This is a genomic window from Brotaphodocola sp. (assembly GCF_983179755.1).
The window spans coordinates 1-17,427 of record NZ_CFAHBC010000028.1 but is presented as its reverse complement, the minus strand read 5'-3'; the positions used below and the strand labels follow the sequence as shown (position 1 = coordinate 17,427).

Annotated in this window: 15 protein-coding genes, 2 tRNA genes, 1 pseudogene and 1 riboswitch; of the genes and pseudogenes, 16 read left to right on the top strand and 2 right to left on the bottom strand. The window is 45.2% G+C overall.

What is annotated here, in order from left to right:
* Nucleotides 1-275 precede the first annotated feature (275 nt).
* The 9 genes and pseudogenes from AC4EVX_RS10165 to AC4EVX_RS10125 all read left to right on the top strand — a co-directional run bounded on the left by AC4EVX_RS10165 (nt 276) and on the right by AC4EVX_RS10125 (nt 10,464).
* Complete coding sequence (locus tag AC4EVX_RS10165; protein WP_490160142.1) at nt 276-2,546, top strand: glycoside hydrolase family 2 protein; 2,271 nt, start codon at nt 276-278, stop codon at nt 2,544-2,546.
* A 100-nt stretch (nt 2,547-2,646) separates the two neighbouring features.
* A pseudogene (locus tag AC4EVX_RS10160) lies at nt 2,647-2,910 on the top strand (MFS transporter); the annotation flags it as partial.
* Nucleotides 2,911-2,927: 17 nt separating this feature from the next.
* Nucleotides 2,928-3,797, top strand: a complete 870-nt coding sequence (locus tag AC4EVX_RS10155) for a glycoside hydrolase family 3 C-terminal domain-containing protein (RefSeq protein WP_331682083.1) — start codon at nt 2,928-2,930, stop codon at nt 3,795-3,797.
* A 571-nt stretch (nt 3,798-4,368) separates the two neighbouring features.
* The gene (locus tag AC4EVX_RS10150; RefSeq protein WP_308451630.1) at nt 4,369-5,355 is read left to right on the top strand and encodes an AraC family transcriptional regulator; all 987 of its coding nucleotides are present in this window, start codon (nt 4,369-4,371) and stop codon (nt 5,353-5,355) included.
* A 524-nt stretch (nt 5,356-5,879) separates the two neighbouring features.
* A complete protein-coding gene (locus AC4EVX_RS10145; protein ID WP_308451629.1) occupies nt 5,880-6,716 on the top strand; it encodes a YitT family protein in 837 nt (278 codons plus the stop codon).
* Between the two features lie 68 nt (nt 6,717-6,784).
* Entirely contained in the window at nt 6,785-6,967 is a 183-nt protein-coding gene (locus tag AC4EVX_RS10140) for a LysR family transcriptional regulator (RefSeq protein ID WP_490160141.1), read from the top strand.
* 46 nt (nt 6,968-7,013) lie between these two features.
* Nucleotides 7,014-7,224: riboswitch (cobalamin riboswitch) on the top strand.
* A gap of 296 nt (nt 7,225-7,520) precedes the next feature.
* A complete protein-coding gene (locus AC4EVX_RS10135) occupies nt 7,521-8,603 on the top strand; it encodes an ABC transporter substrate-binding protein (RefSeq protein ID WP_490160140.1) in 1,083 nt (360 codons plus the stop codon).
* On the top strand, nt 8,591-9,667 hold the full coding sequence (locus AC4EVX_RS10130; RefSeq protein WP_490160139.1) for a FecCD family ABC transporter permease: 1,077 nt from the start codon (nt 8,591-8,593) through the stop codon (nt 9,665-9,667). Before AC4EVX_RS10135 ends, AC4EVX_RS10130 begins: the two co-directional genes overlap by 13 nt.
* A gap of 50 nt (nt 9,668-9,717) precedes the next feature.
* Entirely contained in the window at nt 9,718-10,464 is a 747-nt protein-coding gene (locus tag AC4EVX_RS10125) for an ABC transporter ATP-binding protein (protein ID WP_490160138.1), read from the top strand.
* A gap of 418 nt (nt 10,465-10,882) precedes the next feature.
* Here AC4EVX_RS10125 and lexA read toward each other — a convergent pair whose 3' ends face one another.
* On the bottom strand, nt 10,883-11,503 hold the full coding sequence (gene lexA / locus AC4EVX_RS10120) for a transcriptional repressor LexA (protein WP_490160137.1): 621 nt from the start codon (nt 11,501-11,503) through the stop codon (nt 10,883-10,885).
* A 534-nt stretch (nt 11,504-12,037) separates the two neighbouring features.
* Between lexA and AC4EVX_RS10115 the strand changes: the two genes are divergently transcribed.
* The 3 genes from AC4EVX_RS10115 (at nt 12,038) to AC4EVX_RS10105 (ending at nt 13,190) form a co-directional block, all read left to right on the top strand.
* Nucleotides 12,038-12,124: transfer RNA gene (locus AC4EVX_RS10115), tRNA-Leu, on the top strand.
* 1 nt (nt 12,125) lies between these two features.
* Nucleotides 12,126-12,209: transfer RNA gene (locus AC4EVX_RS10110), tRNA-Leu, on the top strand.
* A gap of 231 nt (nt 12,210-12,440) precedes the next feature.
* Complete coding sequence (locus AC4EVX_RS10105; RefSeq protein ID WP_490160136.1) at nt 12,441-13,190, top strand: tRNA 2-thiocytidine biosynthesis TtcA family protein; 750 nt, start codon at nt 12,441-12,443, stop codon at nt 13,188-13,190.
* Nucleotides 13,191-13,476: 286 nt separating this feature from the next.
* On the opposite strand, the gene AC4EVX_RS10100 is transcribed toward AC4EVX_RS10105, so the two are convergent.
* Complete coding sequence (locus AC4EVX_RS10100; RefSeq protein WP_308451622.1) at nt 13,477-14,349, bottom strand: LysR family transcriptional regulator; 873 nt, start codon at nt 14,347-14,349, stop codon at nt 13,477-13,479.
* 271 nt (nt 14,350-14,620) lie between these two features.
* Between AC4EVX_RS10100 and AC4EVX_RS10095 the strand changes: the two genes are divergently transcribed.
* The 4 genes from AC4EVX_RS10095 to AC4EVX_RS10080 all read left to right on the top strand — a co-directional run.
* Nucleotides 14,621-15,004, top strand: a complete 384-nt coding sequence (locus AC4EVX_RS10095) for an SLC13 family permease (protein WP_490160135.1) — start codon at nt 14,621-14,623, stop codon at nt 15,002-15,004.
* The gene (locus AC4EVX_RS10090; protein ID WP_490160134.1) at nt 15,005-15,295 is read left to right on the top strand and encodes a hypothetical protein; all 291 of its coding nucleotides are present in this window, start codon (nt 15,005-15,007) and stop codon (nt 15,293-15,295) included.
* Between the two features lie 19 nt (nt 15,296-15,314).
* On the top strand, nt 15,315-16,385 hold the full coding sequence (locus AC4EVX_RS10085) for a lactonase family protein (protein ID WP_490160133.1): 1,071 nt from the start codon (nt 15,315-15,317) through the stop codon (nt 16,383-16,385).
* Between the two features lie 607 nt (nt 16,386-16,992).
* A partial coding sequence (locus tag AC4EVX_RS10080; RefSeq protein WP_490160132.1) for a MarR family winged helix-turn-helix transcriptional regulator occupies nt 16,993-17,427 on the top strand: 435 nt, incomplete at its 3' end.

Here is a 17,427-nt window from a genome sequence, read left to right as displayed (position 1 = left end):
TCTGTTGATTCCTTTATGTTCCTCGTTTCTTTCGTCTCGTTCATAGACAGATCCTTTCTTAGTTAGCTTATATTTTTCTTTTCGTGCACTTCCTTTTTCGCACGCTCCTTTTGATTTCGTACAAAAATAATCTCATTTATTATATTAACAAAAAATAATGCTAATATCAACGAAAATCGTCCTATGAAAAAGAGAAAAATATGAGTATAGTTAAGTCATCACTTATGAGGGACATAACTCAGCGAGGGTATCTTAATAAAATCGGAGGGGAAAGAATGAGAGAAGTAATCAATCTCAATGCGGGATGGAAATTCATTCAGCAGGATGCAGGATTACCGGAAACATTGCCGGCAGACTGGAAGCAGGTTGATCTTCCGCACACCTGGAATGCTGTGGATGGTCAGGATGGAAACGGAAGTTATGACAGAGGAAGTTACTGGTATGCGAGAATGTTTGAGACACCGGTGCAGCCGCTTGGGGGAGGGCGCACTTATGTGGAGGTCTTAGGAGCGGGACAGCAGGCAACGGTCTATGTCAACGGCAAAAAAGCGATTTATCATGAGGGCGGGTACTCGACATTCCGTGCAGATGTCACAGACCTGTGCCACATAGATGGAACGGAGAATCTGCTTGTGATCAACTGCTCCAATAAGTATAAGGACAGTGTGTATCCGCAGTCTGCTGACTTTACGTTTTACGGCGGTCTGTACCGTGGAGTGAAGCTGATCAGCGTTCCGTCTGTTCACTTTGATTTGGATTATTACGGTGGTCCGGGTATCATGGTGACACCGAAGCCCGATGAGTGTGACGGAGCGATGTTTGAGATCAAGAGCTTTGTGAGCGGAGCAGATGAGAATTTCACGGTGCTTTACAGCATCGAAGATGCGGATGGCTCTGAGGTTGCAGGTGGTTTGAGACCGGCTGATAGTAATTCAATTACGCTCTATGTAAACAATATCTCTCTCTGGAGCCCCAAAACCCCATACTTATACAAGGTAAAGGCTTCCTTACTCAGACGAAATGAAGTTTATGATGAGCTTACGGTTCAGACAGGTGTGCGTAGTTTTTCCTGTGATCCAAATCAGGGATTTATCCTGAATGGGGTGCCGACTCCTCTTCGCGGTGTGAGCCGTCATCAGGATAAGCTCTATAAGGGAAATGCACTGACAAAGGAAGATCACTACGAGGACGCACGCATCATCAAGGAACTCGGCGCAAACACGATTCGTCTCGCACATTACCAGCATGCGCAGGATTTCTACGATGCCTGTGACGAACTTGGATTTGTGGTCTGGGCAGAGATCCCGTTTATCAGCGTGTTCAACAAAGACCCGGAGGCTCATCAGAACTGCATCCAACAGCTCAAGGAACTGATTATCCAGAATTACAATCACCCGTCAATCTGCTTCTGGGGCATTTCAAATGAGATCCTGATCGGTGGCATTTCAGAGAAACTCGTTGAGAATCATAAGGAACTGAATGCGCTTGCAAAGGAGCTTGATCCAACAAGACTGACGACAATCGCCCATGTGAGCATGACTCCGCTTGAAAGTCCGATGCACCATATCACCGATGTGATCAGCTACAACCACTATTTTGGATGGTACGGCGGAAAGATGGAGGACAACGGACCATGGCTTGACCGTTTCCATGAGCTTCACCCGGATCTCTGTCTGGGACTGAGCGAGTACGGCTGTGAGGGCGTGATCACAAACCACGGACCGAACCCGGCTTGTAAGGACTATTCTGAGGAGTATCAGGCGCTGTATCACGAGCATATGGCGAAAGTTTTGAACGACAGACCGTGGATGTGGTCGAGCCATGCATGGAACATGTTTGACTTCGGTTGTGCAGCGCGAAATGAGGGCGGAGTTGTAGGCAGAAACAACAAGGGACTTGTGACGATCGACCGAAAGGTAAAGAAAGACAGCTTTTATATTTATCAGTCATACTGGAGCGAGAAACCGATGGTTCACATCTGTGGACGGCGCTATGCACAGCGTGCCGGTGAGACGACTGAGGTTCGCGTTTACTCGAATCAGCCGAGCGTTAAGCTGTTTGTAAATGGAAGTCTCGTTGCGGAGAAGGAAGCCGATAAGGTATTTGTTTTCACGGTATCTCTGAAAGAAGGAAACAACATTCTCGTTGCAGAGGCAGGAAGCATGAAAGATTCGATCTCTCTTGAGAAAGTGGAGAAGGAGCCTGAAATCTACGTACTTCCGGAAGTCAATGAGAGAGCAGAGGGAGTGGCAAACTGGTTCTCAAGCATCGGAGATATGGATCTGAAAGCGCCGATGGAATTCCCGGAGGGCAAATACAGTATTCGTGATACGATGGAGGAACTTGCAAAGTCTCCGGAGGCATTTGAGATCACGGCACATGCAGTCAAGCTGGCAACGAATTTCATTGTGAAACCGGGAGTTGGCATGTGGGATATGATGAAAAAGATGACACCGGAATCAATGGCAGGTCTGGCGAGTGGCACGATGCCGGAGGGATTTCTTGAGAGCTTAAACGCCAAGCTGATCAAAATCGACCGGGTGTAAACGTTGCAGGAATCGAAAGAACCTAAAAATACAAGAGAATCAGGGTTTGCGCCCTGTGTGGGCTCTGACTCGAGAATTGGTCAAGAATAGGAGAAGAAAAATGGCAGGACAGGCAAGGAAAAATGTAAAACCATTTGGTTTTGCAGACAAAGTGGGATATTTCTTTGGAGATTTCGGAAATGATTTCACGTTTATGTTGTCATCGATGTTTATGATGAAGTTCTACACGGATGTAATGGGGGTTTCAGCCGGAATCGTGGGACTTCTGATGATGGCGGCGCGTTTTGTAGATGCAGTGACCGATGTGACAATGGGACAGATTGTAGACCGATCTGCACCGACGAAGGATGGAAAGTTCAAACCCGCGCAGTTACCCGCACAATGACGGAGATGTTTGCGCTCGGCATGTTTGAGAATCCGTACCGCGATCCGAAGCGGGCGGAGAAAGTTATTTATAATCAGACTGACTGGGATCATGCGATGGAGGCACACAGAAAGAGTGTCGTTCTATTGAAAAATGATGGAATTTTGCCACTCACCGCAGAAAAGTGCAATGGAAAAAAAGTGTATGTGGAGTGTTTCCACAAGGACCCGAAAATGGCAGAAAAAGCGACGGAATCCCTCGAAAAACAGGTCGCAGAGAACGCGATGGGCGTGACTCTGACAAACAACGTCGAGGAGGCTGATCTTGCAATCCTTCTGCTTCAGCCGTCATCGGGCGCGTACTTCAGTGCGACACCGGGCTATCTGGAACTGGATCTGTGTGAAGACAAGGAAGTCTGCAACGTCGATGAGGAGGGAAGACCGACCGCAGAGACGCATTTGGAGACGACACTCAGTGGTGTAAAACGGATTGCACAGATCGCAGAGATTCTGCACAGCCACGGTGGAAAGGTGATCGCGAACGTCAACATTACGCTTGCATGGGAAGTTGGAAACGTAGAACCGCACTGTGATGCCTTCCTTGCGGGATTTGATACCTATGTGTCGGCGACTCTCGATGTGATCTTCGGACGTTTTGCACCGACCGGAAAACTGCCGGTGACTCTGCCAAGAGGGGATGAGGTTCTCGCGGTCAATGCAGATGGAGTCTGCATAAGCCCGAACGATGTGCCTGGATACGACAAGGATCAGTATCTTCCGGATGAGTTGAAGGATGAGAACGGAAAAGCCTATGCGTACCGTGATCAGGCGGGAAATTATTATGAGCTGGATTTCGGCTTGAACTATGAAAGCTCGATGGAAGATTGAGAAATAAAAAACAAAACTAAAAATGGAGAAATTTGAAATTTAGAAAAATAAAAAGCGAAAATCGAAATGTGTAAAAAACGGAAATCGATAGGAGCGAAAAAATGCAAAGATGGGGAAGTATCCGAAAAACAGGATATTTCCCCGCTTTTTTGCTGCGAAAAGAAAAAAATGAATAACAGTTTTTTACTTTTTTGAAAAATAAAGAGATTCGATATAATGAGTGTTATTTTGTTTTGAAACGAAGAATGCTATAATAGCAGGCAATGGAGTGTAGAAGCCTGGATTTGCGAAAGAAATACTCGAATCTGCGCGTATTTTGTTTAACGATATTTGAAAAATTGAGTAAAAATGACTCGTTTTTTTAACTAATATTGGAGAAAATTGAGCAAAATATAAAAAAACAGGAAAATCAGGACAGCTATTTGTTAATTAAGAATCTGAACGTTCTCGAAACTTTCTGTTATATTATAAACCGGGGATTATTAAGGGGATAGAAATAAAGTTAAAATTCTGTCAAGGATACCTGTGTTTTAAAAAAACATATACATTTTAAGGAAGTGACGGTTTTTTCATGAACGAACAACAAATAAAAAAGCAGCTGGGAGTGACAGCAGAGGAAAAATCACAGTTGAGAACGATATTTCAGCAGGCAAAAGGAAATGGAGCAGCCGTTATGGATGCAGGACTATTTCTGAAAGACCGTCAGCTGATTACCGCAAGAGCTTATGGAGATGAGGAGCCGATTCCTCTGCATCGCCATAATTATATTGAGATGGTGTACGCAATCCATGGAGGTGTCATTCATCGGATCGATGGAGAAGAACTGATTCAGCATGAGGGCGATCTTCTCATGATGAATCAGTATGTGGAGCATGAAGTGAAACTGGGAAAACCAGGGGATCTGGCATTGTTTTTGATTGTGCGCCCAGAATTCTTTGATATTCCGTTCCAGATGCTTCAGGAACCGAGTGAGATCCGCAATTTCATGGTGAATTTCCTCAGAAAGAACAATCCATCCGCGCAGTACCTTCTGTTCCAGAAGCGGGGACAGACGGATATTCGCAATCTGATGGACAACCTGATCGTTACGACGTATCGGGATGACGGAAATGACAGCATCATCAGCCAGTATACGATGGGATTGATTTTCCTTCATATTCTGGGAAGCTCTGGAAATCTGATTCAGAATTCCTCACAGAATCATAAAGATGTGATCGTGAAAGAAACTTTAAAATATATTGATACACAGTATAAGAATGCGAGTTTGAGCCAGGTCGCAGAGGATTTCCATCAGTCGTTATCCGGACTTAGTAAGATCATTAAGCAGGGAACTGGATGTACATTTCAGGAGCTTTTGATGCGCAAGCGGTTTCAGAAGGCGACGAAATATCTTGTGGAGACAGATCTTCAGGTTGAAGAAGTTGCAGTGAGCGTCGGATATGAGAATGTAAGCTATTTTTACCGACAGTTTAAGAAGCGTTACGGAATGACCCCACGTCAGTATCGGGTGGTTCACAGTCAGAGCTTTGGAAATCGGAAGAGTGAGACGTTTCACTAGGAATTTATGTGGTTCAGATCATTTAACAGATTTGTTTGATTATTTGATAAGTTTAATAAATTGCGTGAGTGTGTGATCGTATGATTTATATGATCGAAAAAAGGCGAGCGAAAGAGAGATGATAGACTCTTTCGTTCGCCTTTTTTTGTTTACTTTATCACTTTAAAGAGACGCTTGATAAAAGTTTTGTTCGTTTTATAAGAATACTTACACTTACAGGAAGATTCTCTCAAGGTTGAAGGTTGATTTTCCTTGCAATGATCATCAGCACTGCGTTTGCGGGACTTGGAGTCTATTCGCTGATCTGCGGTTGATTGTTGGATCATGGAAAAGCAGTTTTTGTCTGTGAATCATGCAGACAGAAACTGCTTTTTTGTGCTATAATGAAATGAGCGCAATAGAAAAATAAGCGCCTGCGTTAGAACGCAGATGTCTGCATCAGCACGAGTTTGCGGTTGTTTGATGGAGTAAGTAGTGTTAACTGTTAACGAGGGGAAAAGTCAGAGAAGGGAATGGGGGTTCACATGGAAAAATTAAAAAATCTTTTGATGGTGCTTGTGGGAAATCTGATTGTCGCGTTTGCGACGGCAGCATTTTTGGAGAGTACAGGATTGATTACGGGGGGAACGACAGGTGTCGGAAAGGTTGTGTATGTCTTTACCTCTCTTCCTGTCTCCGCGACGTATGCGGTTGTGAATGGAGTCTGCTTTTTGCTTGGACTCTGGATTTTGGGAAAGGAATTCGCGGTGACGACACTGTTGTCGACTGTGATTTTTCCGCTAATGTTGCGCGTCTTAGAGATTGTGTTTGACGGAAAAGCATTGACGGATGATCTGGTGCTCTGCGCGGTGTTTGCGGGAATTTTGTATGGCATTGGGATTGGACTTGTGATGCGGGCCCATGCTTCGACGGGTGGTCTTGATATTCCACCATTGATTGTCAACCGGATTTTTGGGGTACCGGTCGGCACAGCGATGATGGGAATCAGCATTCTTGTTGTGGGACTTCAGATTCCGTTTTCCAACATCAATCAGATTTTATACGGCATGATTCAGATTATGGTGATGTCCGTGATTCTGGATAAGGTTCTGATGACAGGAAGCACACAGGTCAAGCTCTGGATCATCAGCCCGAAATACCGACAGATCCAAAAGACTCTGCTCGGAAACGATGTGGGCGTGACGCTGTTTCCGATTGAGACCGGATACACAGGACAGAACCAGAAGGCGATCTTGTGCGCGATCTCTCCGCGTCGTCTGCCAAAGATCAAGCGCCTGATTCGCGAACTCGATCCGGAAGGCTTTGTGCTTGTGGATTCGACGGAGGAGGTACTCGGAAAGGGATTTTCCCTGCCACGATGAGTGTGATGAGGATATTGAAAAGAGAATCAGACCATGTGCAGATCGGGCGAGGATCATAGATAGAGTCTGTGTCGGAATGCCGAAATATCACGAAGGCAGCGGAACAGCTCCTTGTGTCCAAACCGGCGTTTTGCAGTTTCCTCGCAAAGATCGAGGAGAAACTGGGTGCAAAGATCTTTGACAGGAGGACGAGTCCGCTCTCCCTGACACAGGCGGGAGAGCAGGAAGACAGAGCAAATCAGAGTAAATAAAAACCTTTACAAAGAACAAAAAACCTCTTATAATACGGATGAACTGAAATCAAATAGGCGTGACAGTGCCGAAAGGCCTGACAGGGAAGCTGTCCCCAATCATTTGGCAAACAGCGCAGCCCCCGCTACTGTACTGGAGGACGAAGTCTTTTACCACACGTTGAAGAAAAGTCACTGGCAGAAAGATAAAAATGCCGGGAAGACGAAGACGGAGGATGATTCCAAGCCAGGAGACCTGCTGTCATGTGGGATTATCCGCTTTCGGAGGGAAGGTTGGATATGAGACGCTGGAGAAAGGAACAGCGTCTTTTTGATGAGTATTCTTCTCCCCATGCTATGATGTGCGCTTAGAGTTGCCATTTGCACCTGAGATGTTTTGAAAATCAGGGTCAAGGCGATAAAGAGGGCATTTTTTTGTTTCAGATTTTATTTCAGCGAAAAATGCATCAAAGCACTATCTTTTTATCAGTTCAACGATCATCGCTCATGTTTGCTTCCCATATTCCCGTAAGAGAAGTGCGGACATGATGCAGAAGAAAAAGAGGAGAAAAACATGAAAAAGAAACAGGTAGTTGTACAGGCAATGGCGCTTTTTCTCGGAATGGCGTTAGCAACCGGATGTGCTCCAAAGAACGCAGATACGACAAGTGCGCAGGAGACCACAGCAGAATCGTCCGTGGCAGAGGAGAGCAAAGCATCTGAGGCATCTGCGGATCAGAGCGAGGCGGAGAGCAAGGATCAGCAGGATCCGGCAGATTATGGCACAGTTGAGATTCAGAATGGAGAGCGTACCGTTACCTTCACGAAAATGCCGGAGAAGGTACTGTGTGCAAACCTTTATGCTGCCGAGAATATGGTGATGCTTGGACTTGGAGACCGAGTTGTCGGAAGAAATGTATCGACGAGCGCGGCAGATAAACCGCTTCCGGAGCTTGAGGCACAGTTTGAGAAGATTCCGCAGATCGAGAAATCAAATGAGAATGCAGTTGCACTTGGAACGGATCTTGTAATCGGACAGATCAGCGCATTTAAAGATGGTTCCTGGGGAAGCTATGAGCAGTTTGAAAATGAGGGCATCAACTGTCTGACGATCACGGGAACGATCGTGCAGGATGAGACGGTTGAGGATGTATATACGGATATTCGCAATCTTGGAAAGATCTTTAAGGTTGAGGACAAGGCAGAGGAACTCGTGACAGAGATTCAGGATCAGATTGCAGAGGTTGAGACGGCAGTTAAGGACGTTCCGGAGGATACAAAGGTGAAGGCTTTCGTTCTGGACACCTTCAAGGGGAATGAGATCTACACGACCTCAAAAGGTCTTGAGAGCAACTTGATTGAACTTGCAGGTGGAGTCAACTGTACCCGCAACATGGCAGATTCCCGCTGGTTCAACACGAGCGTGGAGACTCTTGTGGAGACGAATCCGGATGTGATTATCATCAACGATTACGGCACTCAGACCGTGGAGGAGAAGCTCGATTTCTTAAAGAGCAATCCGGCTCTGTCTGAAGTTCCGGCAGTAAAAAATGAGAATTACCTGATTATTCCGCTGGTAGAAGTGATGCAGGATGTGCGTGCGGCAAGTGCGTGCAAGAAGTTTGCACAGCACTTCTACCCGGAATGTTTCGAGTAAACGGGAAGCAGGGAAAGAGCGGGAGAGAGTTCCTGCTCTTTCTTCTGCTTCTGGTGGGACTTCTCATCTCTATGGTTGCAACGGTGAGTATTGGTTCGACCGGAATTTCGTTTTCGGAGACAGCCGGAATCATCGTCGATAAGATTTTTGGCGGGAGCGAGAAACTTGCGCAGGGAGTCTACTCTGTTCCACATTTTCAGATTATCTGGAACATCCGTTTGCCGAGAGTAATCTTTGCGGTGGTCTGTGGAGCGGGACTGGCTGTCTGTGGATCTGCGATGCAGGCGATTGTGCTGAACCCGATTGCAGACCCGTATATTCTTGGCATTTCGTCCGGAGCTTCCGCGGGGGCAGCGTGGGCACTTCTGATGCCGTTTCCGCTTTTTGCGGGACAATACCAGACGACAGTGTCTGCATTTCTCGGAGCACTTCTCTCTGCAGGAGTGGTTTATCTGATGGCAAAAAGTGCAGGAGGTGGAAAACTTCAGCCGGTGACACTTCTCTTATCGGGAACGGCAGTCAATGCGGTGATGAGTGCAGTGACGAGTTTTCTGATTTTCCTTGCAAAGAGTCCGGAGAGCATCGCTTCGGTCTATAACTGGCAGATGGGAAGCATTGCGTCTGCACAGTGGAAGAGCCTTGCGCTTCCGACGGTGTGCGTGATTGCGGGAAGTATAATCTGTACGATAGCCGGAAGGCAGTTTAACATGATGATGATGGGCGATGATGATGCGATGGCGATGGGAATGAGGGTGCGGTTGTTCCGAAATTCCGTCTTTATTCTCTGTTCGGTGATGGTCGCATCACTTGTCTCCGTGACGGGTATCATTGGATTTGTGGGACTCGTTGTGCCTCACACGGTGCGTTTCCTTGCCGGGACGAGTGACAACCGGATTGTACTGCCATTTTCTGCTCTTTTTGGAGGAATCTATCTTGCGTGGGCGGATGCGCTTGCGAGAGGAGGATTTGGAGTCGCGGAACTTCCACTTGGAATCATCACAGCCTTTGTCGGAGCACCGTTTTTCCTGTTTCTGATGATTCGAAGCAGATATGGTGGACATTAAAGGTTGCGAAAAGTAAGGCAGTAAGGATAGGAAAGGATTTTTCTTAAAGTATGAAAATTCAATATCAGGATATCCATGTCCGGCTTGGTGGAAAAGAAATCTTAAAGGGAGTTGATCTGGAAAATCGGGAGGGCTGTCTGACCGGGATCATCGGACCGAACGGATGCGGAAAATCAACCTTGATTAAGACGACGTTTGGGATCACGACACCGTCCCAGGGAGAGATTCTTGTGGATGGAAAGCCGGTTTCTTCCTATAAGCCGAAGCAGCTGGCATCGATGATCGGCTATGTCGGTCAGGATATGGCGAGTGTCTTTGATTTTACGGTGCAGGAAGTCGTCGCAATGGGACTATATGCGCGAGCTGACCATTCTCGTCCGGACAGAGAGGTCATGGAGCTGGCGATGGAGGAACTTGGGATCTTGCACTTGAGGGATCGCAGTATCCTTTCGCTGTCTGGAGGAGAGCGGAAGATGGCATTTATCGCGCGAGCGGTTGTGCAGGGAGCGGACACGTTGATTTTGGACGAGCCGACGAACCATTTAGATATTCGTCACCAGCTCTTTCTTCTTGATTATCTGAAGGCGTGTAAGAAGACGGTACTGATTGTGATTCATGATCTGCGTCTGGCAACGCATTATTGCGATTATATTTTTCTGATGAATGAGGGAAAAGTGATTGCGCAGGGAACACCGATCGAGGCGCTTAATCGTCCGAGAGTTAAGCAGGTCTTTGATATCGAGGGAGAAGCGTATCAGAACGAAAACGGGGAAAAAGACTTTGCTATGTTTTTATAACGATACACATTGTGGAAGATGCAAAAAAACTTTTTCAAAAAAAATCAAACTTTGTGCACACTTTTTTGATGGCTCATGCTATTATAATAGACGTAACCCCCCAATACAAAATATAGTTTTTTGCAACATCCCATAAGAAACGAAATACCTTCTCCTTAAAACAGTCGGTCCCCCAACCGGCTGTTTTTCTTTGTATGATAGGAAATTATGATAGGAAATTGCGTTCTATCGTACAAAAACGCTCCGCGAGGGTGCAAAGCGCCAGTGGCGCTTGTTATGAAAAATCCCATGTTTTAGGCGTGCGAGTTTCCATTTCGATGCCTTCAGACATGGGATTTTTCGTACATGTTAGATTCGCTGGTTTCGATTCGCAAATGTGTTCTGCCAGGTTTAACGGAATCTGGTTAAGATCTCGAGATCAAGACATTCTTCGGAACAGTCCAACTACTTTTCCGAGAATCTGAACATCTGAGACGATGATCGGTTCCATCGTGTCATTCTCCGGTTGCAGGCGATAGTGACCGTTCTCGCGGTAGAAGCGCTTGACTGTCGCAGAGTCGTCAAGCAGTGCGACAACGATGTCTCCATTCTCGGCAATATTCATCTGTTGAACGATGACCTGATCACCATTGAAAATACCGGCATTGATCATGCTCTCGCCTTTGACACGCAGAATGAAGACTTCTCCGCCTGCTGGAAGATACTCGGAAGGGATCGGAAAATATTCTTCGATATTCTGCTCGGCGAGAATCGGCTGTCCGGCAGCGACGGTTCCAATGATCGGAACCTGAACAGCTTCACGGCGCTGAGTGGAAAACTGGTTGTCAAGAACCTCGATTGCACGTGGTTTTGTAGGGTCACGTCTGATGTATCCGTTTCGCTCAAGCGTCTCCAAGTGAGAGTGAACGGAAGAGGTTGATTTCAAATGAACGGCTTCGCAGATTTCGCGAACTGCTGGTGGGTATCCTTTTTTGAGAATGCACGCCTTGATATAATCAAGAATTTCCTGTTGTTTCTGAGAGATTTTTTTTCTGGCCATCTGTCCGCCCTCCTGTTTTGCCTGCATATTTCAGCAGGATATTTATGTTTTTTCTGAAAATTTATTTTCAAATGTTTGTAAATTTATCTTATCATATGTTTCTGATAAAAGCAAACCTTTGTTCGTTTTTTTGACCATCTTGTTAACGAACGAATGTTCGAAAACATATTTTTTTGCATGATAGAGAATTGCGTCCTATCATACAAAAAATGCTCCGGAGGGATGTGCACTTGGCATTTACCCTCACTTTACTGCTGTTTGTAGGAGTTGATCAGCCATGAAATATGCTTGCCATCCAAATAATCCAAATACTCCTTGTTGGCTTTCTCACTCATCAGAATCAACAGTGGGCGCCCGCCTTGGCAGAATCCTCCCAGAGCAGAGTTCCACGGGTATCCACAACAATCTCATACCCTTCTTTTTCAAAATATCTTGCTTTCATTACACCTGTAAAAATCAAAATTAAAAAATTTTATTTTTTTTGAAAAAACACTTGCATTTTGGAAACACTTGTAGTAGAATACATACCTGTGAGCGGAAGTGCTGGAATTGGCAGACAGGCTAGACTAAGGATCTAGTGGCAGCAATGTCGTGTGGGTTCAAGTCCCATCTTCCGCACCATGCAGAAGTGGCGGAATTGGCAGACGCGCACGGTTCAGGTCCGTGTGGTAGCAATACCTTGAGGGTTCGACTCCCTTCTTCTGCATTTTTTATAAAGCGATTTCGTGATTTTGCGAAGTCGCTTTTTTGTTTCATAGGAAATTGCGTTCTATGAAACAAAAAATGCACCGACTGCAGTGGATTGACAACGAATTCCTGAAGAAAAATTAGAACCTATCCTCGAATGTTTGAAGGCAAAACAGAGAAGTCGGGGCATCGCGCCACTTTATGAAAATTACGATATAATATGAAAATATGAAATCCGAAGGTACTTTTTATGCAATTACAGCGACTTTTGAGTCTGGTGCGCCAGGCAGTTGATACTTATGATATGATTCAGGACGGAGACCACATCGCAATCGGCATCTCAGGTGGAAAAGACAGCCTGACTTTGCTCTATGCCCTGCACGGTCTTCAAAAATTCTATCCCCGCAAATTTTCCCTCTCCGCAATCACCGTCGACATGGGAATTGATACGATGAATCTTGAACCGATCCGAAAACTCTGTGAAGACTTTGGTATTCCCTACTCCGTCGTCTCCACCCAGATCGGCAAGATCCTCTTCGATATCCGAAAAGAGTCCAATCCCTGCTCACTCTGCGCCAAAATGCGAAAGGGCGCATTAAACGATGAGGCACTGCGACTCGGCTGTAACAAGATCGCCTATGCTCATCATCAGGATGATCTGATCGAGACTGCCATGATGTCTCTGATCTACGAGGGACGATTCTATGCTTTCCCACCAGTCACTCATCTTGAGAAGACGAATCTCACGGTCATCCGCCCGCTGATGCTCGTCAAAGAAGGGGATGTCAGGGGTTTCCGCAATCTCATGCAGCTTCCTGTCTGCAAGAATCCCTGTCCAGCCGACGGTCACACGCGCAGAGAGTATGTCAAACAGCTTCTGATCGGCATCGACCACGAAAACCGCGGTGCAAAAAAGCGCATCTTTCATGCGATCGTAAATGGAAATATCCCGGACTGGACTTCTACACAGAAAAAAGACGACGAAGAATCACAAAAATAAACATCTATGCTATCCATCCCACACCTAAAGGCGTGAGCTTTTCGCGCATTCATTGTAAAAAAGTAAGATCCCTGTTTCCAGTCGATGTAGGCGACGGACTTTTGCAGCTCGTTGATGGATTAGAGCAGGGCTTCTCTCTTCTCGGCAGTAGCAAGGAAAAGAAAAACTGGTAAAATAAAAGTATTCAATAAAAGAACGGTTGATCACTCTGGTCAGCCGTTCTTTTATTGTTTTATAGGAAACTAGAGATTATGCCATCGGAATTCTGGAAAAAGTTCCGGGTTATTTACGTCATGAGAGGTTGTTTGGCGTCATTGGTCAGCATATCGAGAAACAGCTGTACCTGCGGAAGTTTGGCATAGAGGTGCTTGTAAAGCACATAGGTACTGCGAAGAAACGGAGATCCATCTTCCATATAGAGATCCTCGGTGTAACCGTCGAAATCATTCAGACAAATTTTGGGCAAGATACACCAGCCAAGACCGTACCTTGCCATCTCCTTGCAGGCATCAATGCTGTCGATCCACATGTGCGGGCGCAGATTGGCCAGATTGTGTGCAAGAAGCCAACGGTCGATGCGGGTGCTTAAATCGGAGTCGGTGTGACGCCCGATATAGGGATAGTTGGTGAGTGGTCTGCCCTGGTTCTCTTTGCTGCATACCAGGCACATCGGTTCTGTGGAGATCAGCTGGCAGGCTTCATCCCAGGCATAGTGACCGCGGATAATCGCGATCGAGATCTCATCCCGGGTTAAGAGCTGAAAGAGATGTTTGCTTTGTCCCGTCGTAATCTGCACATCGACAAGGGGATAGTTGTCGGTGTAGAGTTTTAAAATGCGTGGAAGGTAGTAGTGGGCGATGTTCAGAGAAGATCCGAGGCGGATGGTTCCACAGATCTGATTCTGAGACATTAGAACCTGCCCCTTTAATTTTCGGCTGTTCACAAGGATTTCTTTCGCGTAGGGGAGAATCTGCTCACCGGCGGGGGTGAACAGAATTCCCTTTTTTGAGCGGAGAAACAGGGTACACTGCAATTCCTCCTCCATTTTTTGAATGCGCTTGGTGATCGCTGGTTGGGTCATATAGAGTTTCTGTGCCGTTTTTGTGATGTTTTTTGTCTCATTTAAGTCTAAGAGAAGTTCATAGTCTTTTTCGTCCATAAAATCTTACCGTTCTTTCTTTTTCTTTTCTTTTATTTCCTTTTTTGTTGTTTCCTTTTCTTTTATTCCAGATAGTTATTGATAACGATAAAATTATACCATTTTACTTTATAATACACAAGATGTATAGTAAAGATAACAAAAAACGGAGAAAAAATAAGGGGAGGAGTTGTAAAAAATGTACGGGTGAATTTTGTGTTTGGCGGGATGACACCAAATCGAATAAATTACAGATAAACGCAAATGAAATATGAAAAGGAGAGGAAAGTATATGGGTTTACAGGTCGTTGCATTGTTATTCCTTGTTGGGGCGATTGTTCTTGGGTTTACGAAAAAAATGAATGTGGGAATTGTGTGTTTTGGTCTTGCACTTGTTCTTGGAACATTAGGGGGAATGAACGCAGGGGATATTTACAAAGGATTTCCGTATAAACTGTTTGCAACCTTGTTGGGAACGATGATGTTTTTCAGTTTACTTCAGCAGAATGGTACATTGGAAAAAATATCGAAGCGTCTGATTGGACTTTGCGGAAAAAACACCTTCCTTGTTCCGATTATTGTGTATGTGGTCAGCTTTGTGCTGTCGGCAGCGGGACCAGGCGCAATCAGTGTACAGTCAGTAACCGTCATCTTTGCAGTTTCGCTGTCTGTCTAGATGAATGTCAACCCGATTCTGATGGGTGTCATGGCAATCCTTGGAGCGGTTGGGGGAACGGCTTCTCCGATTGCTCTCACCGGAATCATTGTGGGAGATTTGCTGACGGAAATGGGAATTGAGGGACTTAGCAATCAGATCTTTCTCGGTGTGTCAATCTCAAATCTGATCTGTGCGATTGTGATGTACATTGTGCTTGGCGGTTACAAGATTCGTGCGACAGTGTCGAAAACTTCAGATAAGGCGAACGATCATTTTGCAGGAAAAAGGGATTTATCAGGAAACAGGTAGAAAGGAGATTTAAGATACGATGAGCGATAGCTATTATGCATATGTTGGATGTCGGACAACGAAAGAGCGCAAGGCGAGAGGAAAAGGAATTCGTGTGTACCGTGTTGAACGTGGAGTGTGGAAATTATTGCAGATTGCAGAGGGACAGGTAAATCCGTCTTATCTCTGTCTCAATAAAAAGCAGGATCGACTGTATGCGATTCACGGCGATTTCTCGGAGGTCAGTGCCTATGTGGTGGGAGAGGACGGAACGCTCACTTACCAGAACACAACCGAAACTCATGGGACAAATCCGGTTCATTTGACGCTTGATCAGACGGGAAAGTGGCTGTTTGTGGCAAATCTGCAGACTGGTGGAGTATCTGTGATTCCGATTGAGGCGGATGGATCACTCGGAAAGATTAAGGAATTAAAGTTTATTTCCGGAAATGGCGGTCCGGGCTATATCTCTCATCCGCATCAGGTTTGTCAGGATAAGAGTGGAAAATGGCTTCTCGTCCCATCTCAGGGTCGCCTTCAGGGAGTGGGGAAAATAACAGTATTTTGCATTGACTCTGAGGCGGGCGATTTGAAAGAGACGTTTCTTGTAAAGGGAAGAAGTGGATCAGAGCCTAGACACTGCGTCTTTCATCCAAATAACCAATTTTGCTATTGCCTGAATGAGAAGGACAGCACGGTAACTTGCTACTATTTTGATGAGAAGAGTGGTCATCTGGAACCGAAGCAGATTTTAACGACACTTCCTGAGGATTTCCCAGGCGATGGCTGGGCGAGTGCGATCGAGATCGGCGTAGATGGCAGATTTCTCTATCTCTCCAACCGAAAACATGACAGTGTGACCGTCTTTGGGCTGGATCAGGAGACTGGTCGCATGACTTACCTGCAAAATATCAAGACACGCGGAGAACAGCCACGCTTTATCACGAGAAATCCAGATGGAACCCAGCTTTTGGCGGCGAATGAACTCACCGATACGATCTGCCTGATGGATATTGATCCGAAAACGGGTCTGCTCTCTTACAGTGGAAGCGAGATTCAGGCAGAAAGTCCTGTCTGCGTGATTTTTAAAACCAACGCAGAATCCAAATAAATGCTTTTCTAAAATTTTTTGAAGTTTTACAAGGCGAGAAGAGCAGTAAAATAAAGAATAAAGAGAGACAAAAACAGAACGAAAAGAAAACAGGATCAAAATAAGAGAGTGAAAGAGAAGCACTTTTGTTTTGATCCTGTTTTTATATTTTCGAATATTTTCAATATTGTGACTATATTCATGATGGGGGTTATTGTGTAGAAGTAGAAATTGCTTAGAATTGGATTGATAAAAAATAAAATAAAAGTAGTAACGAATAGTGGCGATACAAGCGATAATATTTCCAAAAATGATTAAATGTATTTATATTACGTTCTATGTAAATAACATAAACCAATCCAACACACTCCACCCTTCCTCACATTACTACTACAAATCATCCCAAAATCTCCCCAAAACAACAACCTAACTACCACCAAATTAATCAACTTGAAAAGCCAAATAACATTTTTAAAACCTCCTTCCCACTCTTGACATTACAAATTAGTTGCATATACATCTATCTGTCATTTACTCATCATGGATCACAATATTATCTTTCTTTTGTAAAAATAAAAATGAAATCAAAAAACGAAGGAACAAATACAAGAAATGGAGGAATTATTTTATGGACCAAACCGAACGAAAAATGACAAAAATAGCGCGTGAGGTCGCAAAATTTACGATTCAGACCATGAAAGAGGAGGGAATTGGAACAGCAGAATTTGATTTTATCCATCTTATCCGCCACAATCCGGGAATGACTCAGGCACAGGTGAGAGAAAAACTAAAGATCGACAAAGGTGCTGCTGCGAGAAGAACGATGAGTCTGGAAACTAAAGGTTATTTAGAGCGGAGACCAAATCCAAATGATGGACGCAGTCAGCTCCTCTTTGCCACCTCCAAGGCAGATGAACTGAAAAATTCCAAAGCTCAGATTGAAGCCATGTTCTATGAATGGCTGACCGCAGAACTCTCCGAGAAAGAAAAAAATCAGTTTTGTGAAACTTTAGGACATCTAAGCGGGAATCCTCGGTCATTCAATGACCGAGATGAAAGCGCC